The following is an 18,648-nucleotide window of genomic DNA, read 5'->3' on the forward strand; positions in this document are numbered from 1 at the left end:
TAGGGTCCGGACCCAATAAGTGGGTTTCCTTGCGCACTGCGACGTGATTCACTCGCCTCAGCGAGGAGGCGGTTGCATGTCTGATTTCTTTTGGTTTTCCGACGCGCAGTGGGAGCGGATAGAGCCGCTTTTGCCGACAGATGTGCGAGGCAAGCCGCGCGTGGATGACCGCCGGGTCTTGAGCGGGATCGTCCATGCGCTGCGCTGTGGTGGCCGCTGGGCGGATTGCGCAGATGTCTATGGACCGAAGAAGACACTCTACAACCGCTTCGTCCGCTGGTCCGAACGCGGCATCTGGGAAGGCATCTTCAGTGCGCTCGCAGGGGCCGATGATGCGCCGGATCGACTGTTCATCGACAGCAGTTGCATCAAGGTCCACCGCTGTGCGGGTGGAGGAAAAGGGGGGCCTTGGCTCATGGTATCGGCCGCACCAAAGGTGGACGGAACACCAAGCTCCATGCTGTCTGCGATGCCAAAGGCCGCCCTCACGTCCTGCTCCTGACGCCCGGCAACGTCCACGATTGCAAGGTGGCGAGGCTCTGTATCGAAGCTCTGCCACCCTCCGCCGAACTCGTCGCCGACAAAGGCTATGACAGCCAGGCTCTGCGCGAGTGGCTCGACGAGCGTGGTACCCAAGCCGTCATCCCGCCGCGCAAGAACCGCAAAATCCAATATGAATACGACAAGGCCATCTACAAGCAGCGCAACGTCATCGAGCGCATGTTCTGTCGCCTCAAGGACTGGCGTCGCCTCGCGACCCGCTTCGACCGCAACATCAAAAACTTCATGGGGGCAATCGCACTCGCAGCCGCCGTCATCTGGTGGTTGTGAGTCCGGACCCTANCGTCGCCTCGCGACCCGCTTCGACCGCAACATCAAAAACTTCATGGGGGCAATCGCACTCGCAGCCGCCGTCATCTGGTGGTTGTGAGTCCGGACCCTAGTCCCCTGGGCCATTTTTTAGGTTACTGACCTTGCGCGGGTGACGACCGCCCAACTATCGCAACGAGGCAATGTTCCAGCGCTGCCGAGAGTGGCGTTCGCAAGTTCGGATTAGATCTGAGAGCTTCGCTCGCTACGGCCCTCCGGCCATGCACCCGACAACGACCATGACCAGAGCATCCACATCGATCTCTCCCCGCACGTCGACGCCGTCGCCCTTGCGCACAACCGTGAGTTTTTGCGGCTGCTGCATCGATTGCCGTTCCAATTCGTCGATGATGGCACCCACGGCCTTTGCCTCCATCGGTTCTCTAATCGGATCGCGCGACACCATTTCCAATCTCCTTACCTTCGCAGTCGTTCTATCGGGGCGACTCCGCTGACATTTCCAATCGATTTTCCGGTTGATGACTTCGCATTCTAATCCTCAGGGATCTCATGAGGACGAATAAACGGAGTCTTGCCGATATCAGGAGCGGGCTCTATCAATTCGCTGTCGCCGGTCCGTGGCGGTTTGAGAACGCCTTGGCAATCCTCTAGCGTTTCAGACATCGCCTCCTCGTCAGTACTGTTCCCGTTCGCATCCGGCGCGCCGCCGTCCGGCAAGGTTCGGCATCGATCGGACATTGCCGGGTTCTCATTGCTGTGCATTTCCCTAACGCTGGCGTCGCAGCCAGGGAAACCATTGTGAGAAAAAGGACGAAACGAAGCGGCACGGCTTGGTCTCTCCCGTAAGGTTTAATCGATCGGGTTTGTGCCCTTCGAACCCGCTCGGCCCGACAATGTTCCGAGAAAAACGGGTGACACAGTAGGAGCAATGCCGCTCCAGACTGAGTGCCGAGGCAAGGCATGGGCCGTCTCGGCTCGGATCAAAATAGGTGCCGAGCAAAATCGCCTATTTGCTCGCCGTTGCCGTCAGCGGATTTCTATTGATGGTGCAATTGACTGCATTGCGATATCCAGATTTCCCTCCCTTATCTGCGGTGTAGTCATTCACAGGATCGGCTTGCCACCGGTCACCCCGATCATGGTGCCCGATACATAGCTTGAGAGGGGATCGGCCAACATGACGTAAGCGGTGGCGAGTTCGGCCGGTTGCCCCGGGCGTTTCATCGGAACCTGCTTACCGAAACTTGAGACGGCTTCCTCGGGCATGGTCGATGGAATGAGCGGAGTCCAGATCGGACCGGGTGCCACCGCGTTCACACGGATTCCCTTTTCGGCGAGCATTTGGGCAAGTCCGGCGGTAAAATTCTGAATTGCCCCCTTCGTTGTGGCGTAGGCAAGCAGCGTTGGATTAGGCATGTCCGAGTTAACCGATGCGGTGTTGATGATCGCGGCACCGTCCTTCATGTGTTTGACGGCTGCCTTGGATAGATAGAACATTGCATGGATGTTGACCCTGAAAGTCAGCTCCCATTCTTCGTCGGGGATGTCGCCTATCTCCTTAAACGTCGACTGATGAGCGGCGTTATTGACAAGGATATCGATACCGCCGAGATCGGTCATGGCACGGTCGATGATGTTCCGGCAGTGGTCGGCCGATTGAATGTCGCCTTTGACGAGAACGGCCTTTCGGCCGGCCTCCTCGACATGCTGTGCTGTCTCCCGGGCGTCCTCGTCTTCTTCGAGGTAGGAGATCAGAATGTCAGCACCTTCACGAGCAAATGCTATCGCCACCGCGCGTCCAATACCGCTGTCTGCCCCGGTGATTACGGCCATCTTGCCGGCGAGACGTCCCGACCCCTTGTATGTTTGTTCCCCGTGGTCGGGAACCGGATTCATCTTTCTCGTGAGGCCAGGCATCGGCTGTTTTTGGGCAGGAAAGGGAGGTTTGGGATAATCAGACATCGTGTTCTCCTGTGTGAGACCTAGCGCAAGGACGGGGCGGCCGGCTGGGCGCTTAGCGGCGACTGAACGATCAGTGAAACAGAGGGAGGGCTTCGCCGCAGCTTTGCGCGCAAGCTTCGCACGCGCGGGCGCAAATTTGGCAATGCTCGTTCATCTCAACATGCTTCGCGCATTCCGCAGCGCACGCCCGACAGGCATCAGCACAGGTCGAAACGAGATTGTGGGCGACATCCATGTTGGTGCCGGTCCTGCGGGTGGCAACCGACCCGGTTGCAACGCAGATGTCGGCGCAATCGAGATTGAGCCTAATGCACTGAACGAGTTCACCGACGTTCGTCTCGCCAAGGCAGGCGTCTGCGCAACTCGCGCAAACTTGAGCGCAGCTGTAGCAATCCTCTATGCAGCGCATCAGCGCGTCTGCCGAACGCCCGTGTACATCAGGATGGCTATTCATCATTTCACGTACAAGCATCGGTTTCCTCGCGGCTTTTCGGGTGTGTCCCTCCAACAATGGCGATGGCGAAATGTTCCGAGCACGGAACGCTTCTCGTGAACCGGCGTATGGAGCGCAGTTTCTGCAAACAGGGGCGTGGGTATGGTTTCATCAGTTGCATCGTTGCTTGAGCTCGAATGCAAAGCGGCGGGCTACGTCCCGGCGTCTCCAGCGCCCTGGGCACGGCATCCAGCCAAACCGCAGCCCGGCATTTGTCACTGGACGACAAGGCAGCATCAGGTGTTGCCGTCGGCATCTTGGCCACCGAAGCCGCTTTTACAGATCACCCCACAGGGCACGCAGCGGACCGCCCGGACCGTAGATCGGGTCACTTTGGGGAATGGGCAATGTGGCGATGATTTTCAAATCGCCGGGCGTTGCGGCAGCCGTTTCGATATCGGCATGCTGGCCGGCAGGATAGGCGCCGACGACAAGGAAATCGTCACTGGCAGAGTTGCACATGTGCCCAGTGCCGGAAGGCAGAACCAAGCAATCCCCAGCGCTGACATGAAGAACGCAGCCGCCCGGTCCACCGATCAAAAGCTCGGCCGTGCCTTTGGCGATGCCGAGCACCTCATGTGCCCTGATATGATAGTGCTGGTAGGAGAAAATTCCATTGCGCCAGAGCCCCTGCCATCCCGCGTCCGAGAAAAGCCGTTCGAAAACAGGAGCGCAGTCCGTTGGCGCGGGTGCGAGGATGTTGCGGTAGAAGAGTACGGGCAGAGAGGGATGATTGGGTACCCAGTCGCTTGGCGTCAAGAAAAGCGTCTCCGGTTGTCTGATCGTCAACTCATTTGCCATGTTTCGGTGCCTTGCCAAAATCCTTGCGCAATTCGTCCTTCGCCTTTTCGAGGGTCTCGCGGCGCCCATTGGAAAGCAGGATGCCAGCGCGATTGATATAGAAGGTCAGCATGGACATGGCCGAACGCAACGGACTTGATTTGCGTCTGTTGCTTTTCTCTGCCGACTCCTTGAACGAATCCGCTATTTTTTTGGCGCTCCGTTGATTGAAAATTCCTTCCTTGAGGTCCAGTGCGTCGCTGTTTTCGGTCACCTTTCGCGACCATTTCTTCTTCTTCTTTGCCATATTCAGGCTCCTTCGCAAGTAACACTGCGCGTCGATAAGGCGCTCCAACCTTTCGCGTTAGCCATCCCCTATTTTGCGTTGCCGATCGCCAAAAGGCACACCGCGAAAAAATTAAACACCGCGCTGACCGCATGAGAATATTCCCATCCACGGCGCAACTGCGTCCAGTTTTCGGGAAGCAGAGTCCAGTTGTCGGTTGCCTGATTTGCCGGGAAGGTAAAAGTCCAGAATATGGCTTGCGTAGCGACAATGCACGCAAGAGCGGCTATAGCGGGGATTGCCGGTTCCCCCGCTCGATAGAGAGCGATCGAAAGCCAGAGGAGCGCAGCTATTGCGCCGACGACAATCAACGCGAAGAGGTTCCATCCATCATATGCGCGTTGCGCAGCAAGATAATCTTCGCCCGACAGGCGCATCTTGCTGACGAGAGAAAACACGTGCGCACCCGCTGGCACCAAAGCCAAAGATGCAAGGACGAGGCTAACAATGCGCAACCAATGGGTCATCGAATTGAACCGGAACGAAATCATGACCACCAAACCGCAACTGCCACCGGAGGTTCCGAATTTTGCGTTCAGAGCCGCTCGTAGGTGACCCTCCAGCCTTCCTTGGGATCAGCGGGCGTGATCGTCAGTTGGTCGGCGTCAACCTTGAACTTGCGTTCCATGCGCTGGCCAATGAGATTGCGGACGAGGGACGATTCCACGGTGATGGCGAATGTCTCTTTGGCCTCGTCGACTTCAACCGGGCCATAATAGGCCTCGTAGCCATTTGCCGTATAGGGTGTCGGTTGCGCTGCGGCGTCCGGATTCATCGCCTGGACGGAGAGAGTTCCGCCAGTGGAGAAGATAACCTGGCCGGAATAGGGGATTTCTGTCCGATCGCCGCTCGCGTCGGTGACCTGCAACGACGTCATGCGCCACGCGCCGGTTATCGAGGACTTGCTGTCGTCAGCGAAGGCAGCAGAGGATGCGGCCAGCGTCAGCGCTACGAGCGCGATCTTGAAGTGCTTCATTCGTGTGGTCCTTTTCGAATGGGAGGGTAGTGGTTCAAATCCGTTCGATGCGCACGGGATACTCGCCGCGAACAAGTAGAGGCTCCGAACCTCCGTCGAAACGACCGAGCCGGATCAGCCCGTCCCAGCGGTATTCGTCGTAGAACAAGGCGAGATTGCCCCATGGCTTGAAGTAGCAGAGGTCGCCCGGCCGCTCGTTCCCGAACGGACCGCTGCCGTCCTGCGTCAGCTTGCGCGGCAGATGGACGATCTTTTCGTTCCTGCCGTAGTCCTCGATCTTGAGGTGCAAAGGAAGCATCGAAGCTAAGTCGCGTGCCGACGGATTGTCGTAGAGCATGGCCGTCCGGGACAGGTCATTAAACGTCACCCTGATCCTCACGTCGGTCGGCTCCTGGCTGGCGGGGTCACGTCCCTCCTGCCCACGCGCCGCGAACGGGAACGCCGCGGCCGCCAAGGCTCCGCCGACAGCGGTTCTTCGCGTAAGAAGCGGGAGCGTCGTTGCCATGCCTCGATCCCGTCAAACCGGTTGTGCCGTGGGCCGGAACAGGATTTCGTTGATGTCGACGTCGTCGGGCTCGTTCACGGCGAAGGCGACTGTCCGGGCGAACGTGTCCGCGCCGACCGCGATCTTACTGACGAATTCCTTCGTTGCGGCCTGGATGTCTTTCTCGCTGATATGCTCGAGAAGCTCGGTGCTGACGGCTCCGGGCGAGATGATGGTCGTCCGGATATTGTAGGGCTTCACTTCCTTGCGCAGCCCTTCGGAAAGTGCACGGACGGCGAACTTGGTGGCGCAATAGACCGCGGCACCCGGATCGACCACATGTCCATAGACAGAGGAGACATTGATGATGTGGCCGGACTTCCGAGCTTTCATGTGCGGCAACGCGGCGGCGATGCCGTAGAGCACGCCCTTGATGTTGACGTCGATCATTCGGTCCCACTCGTCGACCTTGAGGCGTTCGAGAGGGGCCAACGGCATCAGGCCGGCGTTGTTGAGCATCACGTCGATGCGACCGTATTCTTCGACAGTCGTATTCACCAGGTTGCTGACTTGCTGCCTGTCCGTGACATCGGTCTGAACCGCTCTGGCCTTGTACCCCTTCGACATGAGTTCGCTGGCCAGCGCATAGATACGGTCGCGTCGTCGGGCACCCAGCACCACGGTAGCACCTCGCTCGGCGAGATGGCGTGCCGTTGCTTCTCCAAGACCGCTGCTCGCGCCGGTAATGACGATGACTTTATTTTCTATTCCTTGAGACATGATGTTCTCCTGATTTCGAGATCTCGGAAGATTTTTTATGCTCGGCGGCTGGCAAGAACCGCGAGCAATGCCGAGCCCGTGAGAAGGCAGGCAGCCAGCAGAAAGGGGCTCCACCATCCCGCGGTGTCGAAGAGCACTCCGCCTGCAAAAGCGCCTCCCGCAATTGCTAGCTGGATCAACGCGACTTGCAGGCCGCCCGCCGCCTCCAGCTCGCCGGGAACAATCGCCGCCATCCACGTGTTCCAGGCGACCGGAATGGGCGTGGAGAAGAAGCCCCACACCACGAGCAGGAAAGCAGTGACTGCTGCGTATGGCCCGAGGGCGATAAGGAGGAGGGCGATGAGCGCAAGCGCACCTGGCAAACCGATCAGCAGGGTTGCGAGATGCCGCCGGACGACGAAGCCGATGACAGTCGTACCAGTCAGGCCGCCGAGGCCGAGGCCGAGGAGCACCATGGAAAGGGCATTCACTTCCAGTCCGGTGATGTTTTCGAGGAATGGGCGAAGATAGATCGACAGCGAGTTCTGGCCGATGAAGGCGAGGCCGGTCGCCGCCATACCGATGGCGAAGGTGCGGTTGCGCAGAAGCCCGAACATTTTCCCCACCCATACCGTTGTCGTCGCCGGCATCTTCGGCAGGACGGCGAATTGCCAGACCAGCGCGGCAAGTCCAACCGGAACGGTAATCAGGAAGGTGCCACGCCAGCCGATCAGTCCTCCGAGAAAGCTGCCGAGAGGGGCCGCGATGACGATGGCGAACGCGGTACCGCCTTGGAGCAGGGCGATGGCCTTAGGCAGGTCAGATTTCGAGGCCAGACGTGCGAGGATGGCTGTCGACAACGACCAGAAGCCTCCGATCGCCACACCGACAAGCGCCCGGCCTGCCAGGAAGACGGCGAAGTTGGGAGCGAGAGCGACAGTCAAACTGGAGATGATCAGTATCCCCGTGTAGAACAACACCACCACCTTCCGATCCACCTTTGACAGGAGGCCGTTTCCAAAGAGGCTGATGAGAACCGCGAAGACGCCTGAAATGGTGATGGCCAGTCCGGCCTGTCCTTCTGATACCGAGAGGTCTCGTGCAATCGGGGTCAGTAAACTCACTGGCAGGAACTCCAATCCGACCAGCAGGAAGGTAAGGAGCGACAGGCATGTCACGGCAGCCCATGGCGTCTGCGCCATTTCGGGAGAAGTCATCTCATTAACTGTCAGCTCAATAGCCATTCCGCGCTCTCCTGTCCGCTTGCCGCACTAGATAGCCAGATGAGTTAACGTGCACTAGAAGCTACAATGTGCATGTAGATGTGAAGGAGATTCACCAATGCGGCGGGACGAGTTCAGTGAGATGAGGGCATTCCTGGAAGTTGCCAGGGAGCGGAGCTTCACGCGCGCCGCCGCCAAGCTGGGTCTAACGCGCTCTGCGCTCAGTCATACGGTGAGCGCGCTCGAGGAGCGGCTGGGCATTCGGCTTCTTTCCCGTACCACGCGCGACGTGGCACCCACGGCCGCCGGGGAACGTCTCATTGAGAGTATCCAGCCCCATTTCCAGAGCATCGCCGCCGGGATCAGCGCCATCACCGCGCTACGCGACAAGCCGTCCGGCGACGTCCGGGTCGTCTGCCCCGATGACGCGGTCGAGCTCGTGTTCCGCCCTCGGCTGTCCGCGTTCCTGCGGGATTTCCCCGACGTCACGGTGGAGATCATTGTCGACAATGGTTTTACCAACATTGTCGAGCGGCAGTTCGATGCCGGGGTGCGGCTCGGCGAGGCCATCGCCCGCGACATGGTGGCCGTGCGCATAGGGCCTGACGTGTCGTATTCCGTTGTCGCATCGCCCGACTACCTGGAGCGGCACACGCCGCCGTCAATCCCGCAGGACCTGACAGGCCATAACTGCGTCAACCTGCGGCTTCCAACGTCCGGGGGGCTTTACGCCTGGGAATTCGAACGGGATGGCCGTGAGTTCAACGTGCGGGTGGAAGGTCAGCTTACCTTGAGCAACATCGCGCCCGCAATGGACGCTGCATTGGACGGCATCGGTCTCGCCTACGTCCCAACGGACCTCGTTCTGCAGCATGTCAAAAGCGGGCGACTGCGTCCGGTCCTCTCGGAGTGGTGCCCGACCTTCCAGGGCTATCACCTCTATTATCCGAGCCGTCGAAATCACTCGCCAGCCTTCTCGGCGTTCGTCGATGCTTTCCGGCATAGACCGCGAAAATAACGTTAGGTCGCACAACACAACGCCTCTTATTGGCGGTAACCGCCCGATTGGCACCGCCTGCCGGATTTAGCGACGTCGTTTGCGACGTGTCTTAGGCGAGGGTATGGGATGCGTGTCGAAATTCTTGGTCAGGAACGGCGGCGGCGTTGGGGTGACGAGGAGAAGCTCGACATCGTCATGTCGGTTGGGCTCGACGGTGCGACGGTTACTGAGGTTGCCCATCGGCACGATGTGAGCCGGCAGCAGATTTACGCCTGGCGGCATGAGCTGAAGAAGAAGGGTTTGTTGCCGCCCACTGCCGATACGGTCTTCCTTGCCGTAGACACGTCCGCCATGCATGGCGCCCCGCTCGTGCGTGAGGACGTTGCGCGCGTGCCTGCAATGATCGAGTTGCGGTTGAACKATGGRCGCAGCCTTCGCTTCGACAGTSGCGTTGATGCYGCCGTCCTGACTCGGCTCATCCGGGCGGTTGAAGCAGCATGATCGGACCAGGAACCGGTGTTCGAGTKTATCTCGCCTGCGGAGCCACGGACATGCGCAAAGGGGTAGAAGGTTTGGCTGCGCTTGCGCAGGATGTGCTACGCCAGAAGCCGACGGGAGGTGCAGTCTTCGCGTTTCGAGGAAGACGGGGCGATCGCATAAAACTTCTGTATTTTGATGGCCAGGGCTTCTGCCTGTACTATAAAATTTTGCAGAGAGGGCGTTTTCCATGGCCTTCAGCAGCCGATGGAACGGCGCGGCTGACANCTGTATTTTGATGGCCAGGGCTTCTGCCTGTACTATAAAATTTTGCAGAGAGGGCGTTTTCCATGGCCTTCAGCAGCCGATGGAACGGCGCGGCTGACARCGGCGCAACTGGCCATGTTGTGGGAAGGGATTGATTGGCGACGTCCGAACTGGGGCGCTCCACCGGCGCGTGTCGGTTGATTTTATGTCACTGAATCTGCTTGTTTTTATGGATATGCGTCCTGACCTATGGTAGTCAGGATCATGTCGAACGCGAGCCAAAATCTTCCCGACGATCCGGCCTTCCTGAAGGCRATRATCGCCGCCTTGCAGGCGGAAAACGCGAAGATGTCGGCGACGTTGCAGGCGCACGACCARTTGATTGGGGAACTGCGGCTGCGCATCGCCAAGCTGAAGAAACAGGTCTTCGGCAAGTCCTCGGAAAAGATCGAACGGGAAATCCAGCAGCTGGAACTGGCGCTGGAGGATCTTTTGATCGCCGCANTTGATTGGGGAACTGCGGCTGCGCATCGCCAAGCTGAAGAAACAGGTCTTCGGCAAGTCCTCGGAAAAGATCGAACGGGAAATCCAGCAGCTGGAACTGGCGCTGGAGGATCTTTTGATCGCCGCAKCGGAAAGCAGCACCAAGCCGCTCGATGAGGTCGATGCGGCAGTGACTGCCGCGCCTGTGGCAAGCACGCCCGAAAAGACGATGCGCCGCCGGCCGCGGGTATCGGAAAAGGCAGTTCGCGAGCGCAAGGAACTCGATCCCGGNACTGCCGCGCCTGTGGCAAGCACGCCCGAAAAGACGATGCGCCGCCGGCCGCGGGTATCGGAAAAGGCAGTTCGCGAGCGCAAGGAACTCGATCCCGGTACCTGCTGCCCCGATTGCGGTGGTGAATTGCGCCTTGTCGGCGAGGACGCCAGCGAAATCCTCGACATGATCGCTGCGCAGATGAAGGTCATCGAGGTCGCTCGATTGAAGAAGTCCTGCCGTTGCTGCGAGAAGATGGTGCAGTTGCCGGCACCAAGCCGTCCAATCCCGGGCAGCATGGCAGGTGCTGGACTTTTGGCTTACATCCTGGTCTCGAAGTTCGACGACCATCTGCCTTTGTATCGCCTGAACGAGATCTTCGCCCGCATGGGCGCCGACATTCCGGACAGCACGCTGGTCGATTGGTGCGGTCGCGCCATGCAGGTGCTCCAGCCGCTGATTGAGCGGATCGAGACCGCAATCATGGGCAGTGACCTCCTCCATGCCGACGACACCCCGATCCGGGTGCTGGATCGTTCTCTTCGGGATAAGGGTTTGGGCAAGGGTGTGAAGAAGGGCAGGATCTGGACGTATCTCCGCGATCAACGTCCCTGGGCGGGAGCGGCTCCACCGGGCGCGATCTATTACTTCGCCCCGGACTGGAAGGAAGAGCACGTCCACCATCACCTCAGGCAGACAAGCGGCATCCTTCAAGCCGACGGCTACAAAGGGTACGGGAAGCTCTATGAACCTGGAGCTGATGGGGCGCGCCGCTTCCGCGAAGCGGCCTGCTGGGCGCACTGGCGCCGCGACTTCCATGATATCTGGACATCGAACAAATCCGAGATCGCGCGAGAGGCTCTCGATCGTATCGGCGCGCTTTACGACATCGAGCGCGACATTGCCGGTCAGCCTGCCGATATCCGCCTTGCCGCGCGTCAGAAGCACAGCAAGCCAAAGGTCGAAGCATTCCGCATCTGGGTCGAAGCCCAATTGACCCGCATTCCAGGCAAGGGCGATCTGGCGACGGCTTTCCGTTATGGCCTGAGCCGGTGGGCGTCATTCTGCCTGTTCCTGGAGGACGGTCGCGTCGCCATGGATAACAATGCCGCCGAGCGGGCCCTGCGCCCAATTGGAATCGGAAGAAAGAATTGGTTATTCGCCGGCGCTGACACCGGGGCAGAGACCTTGGCGCGTGCCATGACGATCATCGAGACGGCGAAGATGAACGGTATCGATCCGCAGGCCTATCTGGCTAACGTGCTCGACCGTATCCACGATCACAAGATCAATCGCCTCGACGAACTACTCCCCTGGAATTGGTCACCAGTCGCCACCACCTGCGCCGAGGCAGCCTGATGGCAATAATCACTTATGTCCGCACGATCAAATATGTCGCTGAAATTCTTGGCGAGGATCCGGAGCTTCTCCGGGCAATCATCTCCAACGATGATAATCTGACCTACGGCAGCATCATCAGCGTCTATAACGGGGAGGACGAATCCATCACCGCGCTGACAGACGACGGCATGGAGGAACTGGAACAGATGCTCTCCTACGCCCGCCGTTCAACCGACGAATGGAACGACTTCCTCGACAGCTTTGTCGACGACGAGGAGCTGATCGCCCGCCTCAAAGTAGGTTACTATTGGCGCGTGCCCAGCAAGGCTACGCCGACGCACCGTTTACGGGGCGCAGACTTCAAGCGGCGATTTCAGCTATGTGAGACTTCCTGATGCGCTCGACGAAGCCCGCCCGTTCACACGGACAGCGTGCGCGGCCGGCCGGGCCTCTACTTCGCCGGACCGAAAAGGCGCGAGCAGTACACTTGCTGAACATTCAGTTTAAGGGAAATGACAGAAAAACAGTCAAACCTTCGGGCTCGAACTTTGTTTCGACCTCGCCTCCAAGCCGGTACCCGATTTCTCCCCGCAATAACTTCATTCCAAAGCCGTCCTTGGGGGGTGCAGTTATGGAGGGACCTCCCCGCTCCATCCATTTCAAAGTGAGAAGGTTGTCATCGGCTTTCCAGTGAACGAGCACGCGGCCATCGGAACTGGTAAGCGCTCCATATTTGGCAGCATTCGTCGCGAGTTCGTGGATGACCATTCCCAAGGCAAGCCCGCGCTGAGGATCGAGTTTGATGTCCCGTCCGTCCAGGGTGACCCGGTCGCCGCCAAAGGGCGAGAGCTCTTGAGAGACGAGCTCCAGGATGGATACATCTTTCCAGTTGTCGCGCGACAGCAGAGCGTATGCGCGAGACATGGCTTTCAGCCGTCCGACATAGGCTGTGTAGAATGCTTCCGGTGATGACGAAGATTCCATAGTTTGGGCAGCAATGCTGATCGTGACCGCCAGCATATTCTTGACCCGGTGATTGAGTTCCGAGATCAGAACTTTCTGGTGGTCTTCGGCTTCCGCAAGAGTTGTGACGTCGATGAGTGTGACAATAACCCCGTCAATCCTGTTGTTTTCACCTCGATAGGGTATGAGCCGCGCAAGGAAATGTCTCCCCTGGTTGTCGCGCGAAAGATGATTGTCGCGACTTTCACCGGTGGAAAAAACTTCGGAAATATGGGCTTTCAGGTCCGGATACTGGATCTCGCTGGACAATTCGGTGAGCGGTCGTCCGACATCCGCCGGCCGCACCTTGAAGAACTTGGATGCAGCCGGTGTAAAATTGCGGATCACCAGGTTTCGATCAAGGAACACAGTGGCAATCTCGGTTGCATCGAACAGGTTCCTAAGGTCGTTGTTCGCCCGGTCGAGCTCCTCCACTTTTCCATTGAGTTCGGCGTTTATCGTATTGAGCTCCTCGTTCAGCGACTGCATCTCTTCCTTCGAGGCCTCCAGCTCCTCGTTGGACGACTGGGCTTCCTCGTTGACGGAAACGAGCTCCTCGTTGGACGACTTGAGTTCCTCAAGCGCGGTCTCGTACTCCTCGATTGTCGACTGGAGACGCTCGCGAGTTTCGCGCAATTCCCGCTCGAGTTCGACGGTGCCGTCGACATCGCGCTGTACACGCCCTGGCCCCGAGCGTGCCCGCAACGGGCCAACCGAATGGAAGAGAACGATGTACAACGGTTCACCGGTCGTTCGCCCGTTCAAAGGCTCAACTGTAATCGTCACATGCTGTACACGGTCGTCATCCGCGTCGACGAGAACGTTATCCTTGATCACGCGATTTCGCGACGACGCACACTCGCGCAAGGCCGCTCTCAAATCGAGGCGAAGATCCCGTTTAGCCATATTGAGGAGCTGGCGGCTTGGACTGCCTTGAGGCACTTCGAGAAACTTAGCGGTCTTGCCGGAGGTGTAAACGACATCACCGTCGGCATTGACGACGACGTGGGCCGGGGCGAAGCTCTCAAGCACATGTGTTTCCACCACTTGCCGCAACTGCGAACCGCCAAGTCCCCGTGCTTCGAGTTTTGCCAAGTTGGGAATTGTGTACTGCTCGTCGCGCCCCAGCATCTGAGGTCGGTAGGGCGTTGCATGGCCGCGCGCTTGAAAAATGCGGTTCTTCTTGTCAACCGTGGTGAAGAGGTCTCCATGTTGGCCAATACCCTCGGATGTGCCGAGAAACAGATATCCTTGAGGCCGCAATGCGTAGTGAAACGTCGGAATGACACGGTTCTGAACCTCAGATCCGAGGTAGATGAGAAGGTTGCGACACGAGACGAGGTCCATTCGTGAAAAAGGCGGCTCGCGGATAACGCTATGGGGTGAGAAGATGCACAGTTCGCGCACGCTACCGGCAACGATATAGCTTGCTCCTTCAGAGCTGAAGAACTTCTTTCGCCGTTCCTCCGAAACGCCTTCGAGCAGCGCTTCTGGATAGCGCGCGGTCCGCGCGATCTGCAGTGCGTGATCATCGATATCGGTCGCGAATATCTGCACTCGCGGCACGCTCGCCATATTTTCCATAAACTCGCGCATCAGGATCGCGATCGAGTAAACCTCCTCGCCGGTTGCGCAGCCCGGCACCCATACCCGAACGGTATCGGCTGCTGACTTGCCGGCAAAGAGTTGAGGGATGATCGTTTTGGCAAGGGTCGCGAATGCGTCAGCATCGCGGAAAAAGTTTGTGACGTTGATCAGCAGGTCGCTGAAAAGCCGCAATACCTCTTCGGGATCCTGTTCCAGACACCCCACGTAAGCTTCGATCGTATCGAATTGTCTGACCTGCATTCGACGCCTGACGCGCCTTAGGAAGGTCTTCGGCTTATAACCGGAAAAGTCGTGGCTAGTCTGCTTTCGCAGAATGGCATAGATCTGATTACGAGCGTGATTAAGATCACTCGCCTTCTTCGCTTCGTCATTGTCGCCGAGATCCGAGAGCAGGTCGAAGCTCTGTGCGAAAGCCAGGAGCTTTTCGCCCATCGCCTGGGCAGGCAATGCCAGATCGATCAGACCGACCGAAATTGCGCTTTGCGGCATATCTGGATTGCGGGGACCAGAGCCGTCGGCAATCTGCGCAATCGTAAGGCCACCATATTCCTTGATCGCCTTTACACCGAGGGTGCCGTCGCCGTCTCCGCCAGAGAGAACAACCCCGACCGAATATTCTCCCTGATCCTTAGCGAGCGCGCCGAAAAATATATCGATTGGCTTGCGTTCACGGATGTGATTTTCAAGTTTCTTGCTGGCAAGGACGCCGTTTTCAATCGTCAGAACCACATTCTGCGGCATGACGTAGACCACATCCGGCCGGATTTTGACTTCTCCAGAGGCGAGGACCACCTGCATGTCAGTGAAGCGCGCGATGACCTCATGAAGGTGGCTTTCGAGCGCAGGGTTTAGATGGGTGACGATGACGAACGCCATGCCGCAGCGTTCCGGAAGGCCACTAAAAAATCCCTCCAGCGCCGGAATCCCACCCGCCGAGGCGCCAATGCCAACCACGGGAAAATTTGGCTCTAATCGCGTCAACAGGGCCGCTCCTTTAGACCGAATACGCGGTCCCCCTATGGACTAGAGTTAGGACGGAAGCTTATATTTGGCAATATTTAATCGACACCGGAACATGGAACGGTCATGTTGGTCTAAGCTTTTGACAGGAAGAGAAAAAAGCCATGACATCGGCGTTAGGCCACGTGCTGGTGGTGGAAGACGAACCAATGATCGCGATGGAGCTCGTCTGCGCCTTGGAGTTGCAAGGGGCGACTGTTGTTGGCCCTTTTGCCGGCCTTCGCCAGGCTACGGCCGCCATCGAGAACGGTGCGAAGCTCGACGGCGCCGTACTGGACCTGAACCTACGGGGTGAATTGAGCTTCTCGGTCGCCGACCTGCTGCGCGCCAACCATATTCCTTTTGTCTTCACCACAGGATACGGACTTGAGGATCTGCCCCGCAGGTATAGTCAGGTTCCGCTTTTAGCCAAGCCAATCGATCCGTCTCAGGTGATTGAAAAGCTCGCCGAAATCGTGGCGGCGTCCAATCGGGCGGAGTAAGCTCAGGGTTGATGCGCGCTTGGAATATCAGATCCGGTCAATACCCCCTGGAACTGGGCCAGAGAGCGACTGCTTGTGGGGATTTCAAGCAGCCGCGTAATCAAATTCACAAGGCAGACATCCGTTGACCGTGTTCAGTGATTACGGTCGATTTTTCCGTTCGCCCGAAGTTCGGCAATCTTGCTATCAAGATCAGCTGTGTAGGGCCCAAACTTTTCGAACAGTTCGCGTGCTGCTCGCGGTTGAAGCCCATGAGCTCGGATGAATTCATCTAAGTCATACCGCGTGTTCCAATCACTAATGCGCTTGCCGAATCCTGTTCTGGTATTTTCGTGATGCATCGTCGTCGCCTCATCTGGACGCTACTTTGCGGGGCCGCCTGAGTGACCTGTTCGATAAGCCAACTGCCTCTGTTGCCAAAAGTTCCAGTGGGCAGCATCAGTGTCGCCCGTCTGGTTTCGCGATCACATTCATCCTCCTGGGCCAGCCGCCGTCACTTCGGCTCAACCAGCAGCCGGCGAAATGACAATGGCTCGATTCATACCTGCGTTCCCGCGCGATCTTCATCGTGTCAATCCAACAACGTCATGGTTGACTCCGCGTTTCACTCAGCGGAAAACGATTCTTGGCAGCAGAGGGAGAAAACTGATGGCTGATGAAAGCAATACTGGTACCACAATCGAAGCTGTAGAGACCGCCGCACCGGCAAAGACGCCGGTACCGAAAAAGCAGCGTGCGCCGCGGGGCACGAAAGCAACTGCAGAAGCAACGGGCACCACAACGGTTGCGAAGACGCCGAGAGAGCGCAGGAAGCGCACCGACGAGGGCGTAGTCGCAAAGCTTGCGCCCGTCAAAAAGCAAGTTGCTGAAAAGACGACTTCCGCCCTCAAGACCGGAAGCACGAAGACGTCGAAGCTCGGCGGACCAAAGGCTTCGTCGTCCGTCTCGGCGATCGATGAAATGGCCGACCTCATCCAGCTTGAAGAAGAAAATAAAAGGCTCCGCAAGGAACTGGCCACCAAACTGCGGGCGGAAAATTCGGAACTGCGCAAGCGGTTAGGACTTGATTGACCGGGACCGACAGCAGGGGCCGGTTGCGAGATCGACCTTGGCCCCTACATTCCTCGTAGGACAGACATTCACCGAACTCACGTGAGAGTTCGGATCGCTCGAGGCTGACGATCGATGAAATCACCATGGAACCTATTTGCTCGACTGACATCGCGGGGACGGTCGGCAGAACCACGCGAGATTTCGATTGAACACGACGCCGACAGTCAAGCAAATGACACGCAAGAACAACAAGTCCGCGGCGCTCAGTTGAGTTCAACGGATCCAACCGGTGCATTTCAGGATCGTGAGAATGGATCGGATGAACTCAAGGAGGCTGCATCTTCGGATCTGACCGAACACCAGGATGATAACGCCCAAGCCGTCTCTACAGACGCCGCCGTTGAAGAGGCACCTACGCCGGAAAATCAGCGAATTGGCGAACTGCCTCCAAAACAGTCAGCCTCGTTGCCTAAAAGCAAGCAATCTCCTAAGGCGCCACAAATTCAAGCGCGCGCTAAGAAGTCCGGAACCGGGAACGTTAAGAAGTTCCCTTCGAAAGCGAACACGGATCCCGGCGCACAGTTATCAGCCCGGGAAGCATTTTTCGAGGAAGTGGCGGTTTTGGACGACGAAATTCAGCAACTGAGAACCCTGTTGGCCGAAAAGCTCCATCTGCAGAATCTCCACCTCAGAAAAATGCTGGAGCGTTTTGACCGGTCGTGAGCCCGAGAGCCCAACAGCCAACGCGATTTTAGCCATTCCCGCGCCTGGCTCCTCGTCGATCTCCGGCGGGCTCAATTGTCGTCTGCGATGATGAAGTGATCTGGCGGATGGACAGCAGAAGGCAGCCGGACGGCAATTTGTCCAATCCCTACTCTGGAATAAAGCTGCTCCCCGGCGACGCAGAATTTCGCCTGTAAAAAGCGATTTTGGTGTAAAATTATGCGTCCTTAAAAAAGGCTGCGGTTGACGCGCCGACTTCGACGCACTGCGCCGCAAAGGAAGGGTAAGCCAATGAAAAGGTTTGCAATCGTTTCCCTGTCGCTGGTGATGATGGTTACAGGCATTCCGCCTGCCATGGCGTTTCCCACAATAGCGACGCCGAAGATCGACGCGGGGCAAGCGCAATTGGTTCAATACGCACGATATCGCGGCGGCGGGTACTATGGTGGATACCATAATAATGGTGGTGATGAGTGGGCCTGGGCACTAGGTGGGCTTGCCGCCGGCGCAGTTATCGGGGGCCTCCTGGCGCAGCCCCGATATTATCAGCCCTATGGGCCGGGATACTACGGGTCGGGATACTACGGACCGAGATATTACCGGCCAGGCTATTATCCACGCAACTATTACGGCCGGAGCTACTACGCTCCGCGCTATTATGCGCCGCGTTACCAACGCCAAGTCTATTACGGCGGAAATGCTCATACGCGTTGGTGCTACGGACGATATCGCTCCTACAGGGCCTACGACAACACGTTCCAGCCCTACTATGGCCCGCGGCAGGCGTGTGTCTCGCCTTATTGAGCGAGAAGGCAATGATTATCATGTTCCGGGTTTGAAAGGGCGCCGCGTCGCCGACAACGTCGCCTTCGCGGCGCTTTCCGCGACGCACTCTAGCCAGTGGCTTCGTCCGGACCTGCCGCACAAAGTCGACAGTGATTGGGAAGGCTTTGCCCAACGCATGGCGCTGCGCAGAATTATATGGAGACATGAGCAACGGTGCGGCGATCAAAACACCACAGGAGGTCGCCGAGCATTAACGGCACGGCTTCACAGCCGTGCCGGTG

At 58.0% G+C, this 18,648-nt stretch carries 22 protein-coding genes and 3 pseudogenes; 13 read left to right on the forward strand and 12 right to left on the reverse strand.

Translation table 11 applies throughout. The features are described from left to right. The first annotated feature begins 76 nt into the window (after positions 1 to 76). Positions 77 to 831, forward strand: a protein-coding gene (locus ASD03_RS38420; protein WP_156408123.1) for an IS5 family transposase whose coding sequence is annotated in 2 segments (ribosomal slippage) — positions 77 to 410 and positions 410 to 831 — 756 coding nt in all. Because the reading frame shifts where the segments join, the coding sequence is not laid out codon by codon here. Between the two features lie 244 nt (positions 832 to 1,075). Here the strand turns inward: ASD03_RS38420 and ASD03_RS33885 are convergent. The 10 genes from ASD03_RS33885 to ASD03_RS33935 form a co-directional block, all read right to left on the reverse strand. Beyond that, positions 1,076 to 1,276 (reverse strand): hypothetical protein, encoded by a 201-nt coding sequence (locus ASD03_RS33885; protein WP_057218365.1) that lies wholly within the window; start codon positions 1,274 to 1,276, stop codon positions 1,076 to 1,078. Positions 1,277 to 1,935: 659 nt separating this feature from the next. Beyond that, on the reverse strand, positions 1,936 to 2,793 hold the full coding sequence (locus ASD03_RS33895) for a glucose 1-dehydrogenase (RefSeq protein ID WP_057218369.1): 858 nt from the start codon (positions 2,791 to 2,793) through the stop codon (positions 1,936 to 1,938). A 70-nt stretch (positions 2,794 to 2,863) separates the two neighbouring features. Then, a complete protein-coding gene (locus ASD03_RS40890; RefSeq protein ID WP_082557459.1) occupies positions 2,864 to 3,265 on the reverse strand; it encodes a four-helix bundle copper-binding protein in 402 nt (133 codons plus the stop codon). A gap of 297 nt (positions 3,266 to 3,562) precedes the next feature. Continuing rightward, positions 3,563 to 4,087, reverse strand: coding sequence for a cupin domain-containing protein (locus ASD03_RS33905; RefSeq protein ID WP_057218373.1), 525 nt, complete (start codon positions 4,085 to 4,087; stop codon positions 3,563 to 3,565). Then, entirely contained in the window at positions 4,077 to 4,373 is a 297-nt protein-coding gene (locus ASD03_RS33910) for a DUF3175 domain-containing protein (protein WP_057218375.1), read from the reverse strand. Before ASD03_RS33910 ends, ASD03_RS33905 begins: the two co-directional genes overlap by 11 nt. Before the next feature lie 68 nt (positions 4,374 to 4,441). Beyond that, entirely contained in the window at positions 4,442 to 4,903 is a 462-nt protein-coding gene (locus tag ASD03_RS33915) for a hypothetical protein (RefSeq protein ID WP_244494738.1), read from the reverse strand. A gap of 44 nt (positions 4,904 to 4,947) precedes the next feature. Then, complete coding sequence (locus ASD03_RS33920; RefSeq protein ID WP_057218378.1) at positions 4,948 to 5,388, reverse strand: lipocalin-like domain-containing protein; 441 nt, start codon at positions 5,386 to 5,388, stop codon at positions 4,948 to 4,950. Between the two features lie 34 nt (positions 5,389 to 5,422). Next, positions 5,423 to 5,893, reverse strand: a complete 471-nt coding sequence (locus ASD03_RS33925) for a cyclophilin-like fold protein (RefSeq protein WP_057218380.1) — start codon at positions 5,891 to 5,893, stop codon at positions 5,423 to 5,425. Between the two features lie 12 nt (positions 5,894 to 5,905). Continuing rightward, complete coding sequence (locus ASD03_RS33930) at positions 5,906 to 6,652, reverse strand: SDR family oxidoreductase (RefSeq protein ID WP_057218382.1); 747 nt, start codon at positions 6,650 to 6,652, stop codon at positions 5,906 to 5,908. Positions 6,653 to 6,687: 35 nt separating this feature from the next. Then, on the reverse strand, positions 6,688 to 7,875 hold the full coding sequence (locus ASD03_RS33935; RefSeq protein WP_057218384.1) for an MFS transporter: 1,188 nt from the start codon (positions 7,873 to 7,875) through the stop codon (positions 6,688 to 6,690). A gap of 97 nt (positions 7,876 to 7,972) precedes the next feature. On the opposite strand from ASD03_RS33935, the gene ASD03_RS33940 reads away from it, so the two are divergent. The 8 genes and pseudogenes from ASD03_RS33940 to ASD03_RS33960 form a co-directional block, all read left to right on the forward strand. Further along, positions 7,973 to 8,872 carry a LysR family transcriptional regulator gene (locus ASD03_RS33940; RefSeq protein ID WP_057218386.1) on the forward strand — a complete coding sequence of 300 codons (900 nt, stop codon included), beginning with the start codon at positions 7,973 to 7,975 and terminating at the stop codon, positions 8,870 to 8,872. 108 nt (positions 8,873 to 8,980) lie between these two features. Then, entirely contained in the window at positions 8,981 to 9,355 is a 375-nt protein-coding gene (locus ASD03_RS33945) for a transposase (protein ID WP_057218389.1), read from the forward strand. Between the two features lie 50 nt (positions 9,356 to 9,405). Next, a partial coding sequence (gene tnpB, locus ASD03_RS39530) for an IS66 family insertion sequence element accessory protein TnpB (protein ID WP_210177781.1) occupies positions 9,406 to 9,618 on the forward strand: 213 nt, incomplete at its 3' end. Positions 9,619 to 9,661: 43 nt separating this feature from the next. Next, entirely contained in the window at positions 9,662 to 9,799 is a 138-nt protein-coding gene (gene tnpB, locus ASD03_RS39535) for an IS66 family insertion sequence element accessory protein TnpB (protein WP_280137642.1), read from the forward strand. Positions 9,800 to 9,847: 48 nt separating this feature from the next. After that, on the forward strand, positions 9,848 to 10,102 hold a 255-nt coding region (locus ASD03_RS39540; protein WP_210177782.1), incomplete at its 3' end, for a transposase. A gap of 1 nt (position 10,103) precedes the next feature. After that, positions 10,104 to 10,372 (forward strand): annotated as a pseudogene (locus ASD03_RS40895) (transposase); the annotation flags it as partial. A 1-nt stretch (position 10,373) separates the two neighbouring features. Beyond that, a pseudogene (locus tag ASD03_RS33955) lies at positions 10,374 to 11,711 on the forward strand (IS66 family transposase); the annotation flags it as partial. After that, positions 11,711 to 11,989, forward strand: a pseudogene (locus ASD03_RS33960) (hypothetical protein); the annotation flags it as partial. The pseudogenes ASD03_RS33955 and ASD03_RS33960, both read left to right, overlap by 1 nt. A 202-nt stretch (positions 11,990 to 12,191) precedes the next feature. Here ASD03_RS33960 and ASD03_RS33965 read toward each other — a convergent pair. Next, positions 12,192 to 15,284, reverse strand: coding sequence for a CheR family methyltransferase (locus tag ASD03_RS33965; protein ID WP_057218395.1), 3,093 nt, complete (start codon positions 15,282 to 15,284; stop codon positions 12,192 to 12,194). 143 nt (positions 15,285 to 15,427) lie between these two features. Between ASD03_RS33965 and ASD03_RS33970 the strand changes: the two genes are divergently transcribed. Continuing rightward, on the forward strand, positions 15,428 to 15,805 hold the full coding sequence (locus tag ASD03_RS33970) for a response regulator (protein WP_063997123.1): 378 nt from the start codon (positions 15,428 to 15,430) through the stop codon (positions 15,803 to 15,805). Between the two features lie 134 nt (positions 15,806 to 15,939). On the opposite strand, the gene ASD03_RS39545 is transcribed toward ASD03_RS33970, so the two are convergent. After that, positions 15,940 to 16,146 carry a hypothetical protein gene (locus ASD03_RS39545; RefSeq protein ID WP_146160887.1) on the reverse strand — a complete coding sequence of 69 codons (207 nt, stop codon included), beginning with the start codon at positions 16,144 to 16,146 and terminating at the stop codon, positions 15,940 to 15,942. A gap of 307 nt (positions 16,147 to 16,453) precedes the next feature. Here ASD03_RS39545 and ASD03_RS33975 point away from each other — a divergent pair, with 307 nt between their 5' ends. The 3 genes from ASD03_RS33975 (at position 16,454) to ASD03_RS38440 (ending at position 18,385) form a co-directional block, all read left to right on the forward strand. Beyond that, entirely contained in the window at positions 16,454 to 16,876 is a 423-nt protein-coding gene (locus ASD03_RS33975) for a hypothetical protein (protein WP_057218397.1), read from the forward strand. A gap of 114 nt (positions 16,877 to 16,990) precedes the next feature. Beyond that, positions 16,991 to 17,581 carry a hypothetical protein gene (locus tag ASD03_RS39550; RefSeq protein ID WP_146160886.1) on the forward strand — a complete coding sequence of 197 codons (591 nt, stop codon included), beginning with the start codon at positions 16,991 to 16,993 and terminating at the stop codon, positions 17,579 to 17,581. A gap of 291 nt (positions 17,582 to 17,872) precedes the next feature. Then, complete coding sequence (locus ASD03_RS38440; RefSeq protein WP_082557461.1) at positions 17,873 to 18,385, forward strand: BA14K family protein; 513 nt, start codon at positions 17,873 to 17,875, stop codon at positions 18,383 to 18,385. Positions 18,386 to 18,648: the final 263 nt, after the last annotated feature.

It is taken from the genome of Ensifer sp. Root127 (genome assembly GCF_001425225.1).
Taxonomy (GTDB): domain Bacteria; phylum Pseudomonadota; class Alphaproteobacteria; order Rhizobiales; family Rhizobiaceae; genus Ensifer; species Ensifer canadensis.

What these genes read in the sequence shown, in the direction of transcription:
- ASD03_RS33885 (WP_057218365.1), bottom strand. Translation starts at nt 1,276, where the DNA reads ATGGTGTCGCGCGATCCGATTAGAGAACCGATGGAGGCAAAGGCCGTG.
- ASD03_RS33895 (WP_057218369.1), bottom strand. Translation starts at nt 2,793, where the DNA reads ATGTCTGATTATCCCAAACCTCCCTTTCCTGCCCAAAAACAGCCGATG.
- ASD03_RS40890 (WP_082557459.1), bottom strand. Translation starts at nt 3,265, where the DNA reads ATGCTTGTACGTGAAATGATGAATAGCCATCCTGATGTACACGGGCGT.
- ASD03_RS33905 (WP_057218373.1), bottom strand. Translation starts at nt 4,087, where the DNA reads ATGGCAAATGAGTTGACGATCAGACAACCGGAGACGCTTTTCTTGACG.
- ASD03_RS33910 (WP_057218375.1), bottom strand. Translation starts at nt 4,373, where the DNA reads ATGGCAAAGAAGAAGAAGAAATGGTCGCGAAAGGTGACCGAAAACAGC.
- ASD03_RS33915 (WP_244494738.1), bottom strand. Translation starts at nt 4,903, where the DNA reads ATGATTTCGTTCCGGTTCAATTCGATGACCCATTGGTTGCGCATTGTT.
- ASD03_RS33920 (WP_057218378.1), bottom strand. Translation starts at nt 5,388, where the DNA reads ATGAAGCACTTCAAGATCGCGCTCGTAGCGCTGACGCTGGCCGCATCC.
- ASD03_RS33925 (WP_057218380.1), bottom strand. Translation starts at nt 5,893, where the DNA reads ATGGCAACGACGCTCCCGCTTCTTACGCGAAGAACCGCTGTCGGCGGA.
- ASD03_RS33930 (WP_057218382.1), bottom strand. Translation starts at nt 6,652, where the DNA reads ATGTCTCAAGGAATAGAAAATAAAGTCATCGTCATTACCGGCGCGAGC.
- ASD03_RS33935 (WP_057218384.1), bottom strand. Translation starts at nt 7,875, where the DNA reads ATGGCTATTGAGCTGACAGTTAATGAGATGACTTCTCCCGAAATGGCG.
- ASD03_RS33940 (WP_057218386.1), top strand. Translation starts at nt 7,973, where the DNA reads ATGCGGCGGGACGAGTTCAGTGAGATGAGGGCATTCCTGGAAGTTGCC.
- ASD03_RS33970 (WP_063997123.1), top strand. Translation starts at nt 15,428, where the DNA reads ATGACATCGGCGTTAGGCCACGTGCTGGTGGTGGAAGACGAACCAATG.
- ASD03_RS39545 (WP_146160887.1), bottom strand. Translation starts at nt 16,146, where the DNA reads ATGCATCACGAAAATACCAGAACAGGATTCGGCAAGCGCATTAGTGAT.
- ASD03_RS33975 (WP_057218397.1), top strand. Translation starts at nt 16,454, where the DNA reads ATGGCTGATGAAAGCAATACTGGTACCACAATCGAAGCTGTAGAGACC.
- ASD03_RS39550 (WP_146160886.1), top strand. Translation starts at nt 16,991, where the DNA reads ATGAAATCACCATGGAACCTATTTGCTCGACTGACATCGCGGGGACGG.
- ASD03_RS38440 (WP_082557461.1), top strand. Translation starts at nt 17,873, where the DNA reads ATGAAAAGGTTTGCAATCGTTTCCCTGTCGCTGGTGATGATGGTTACA.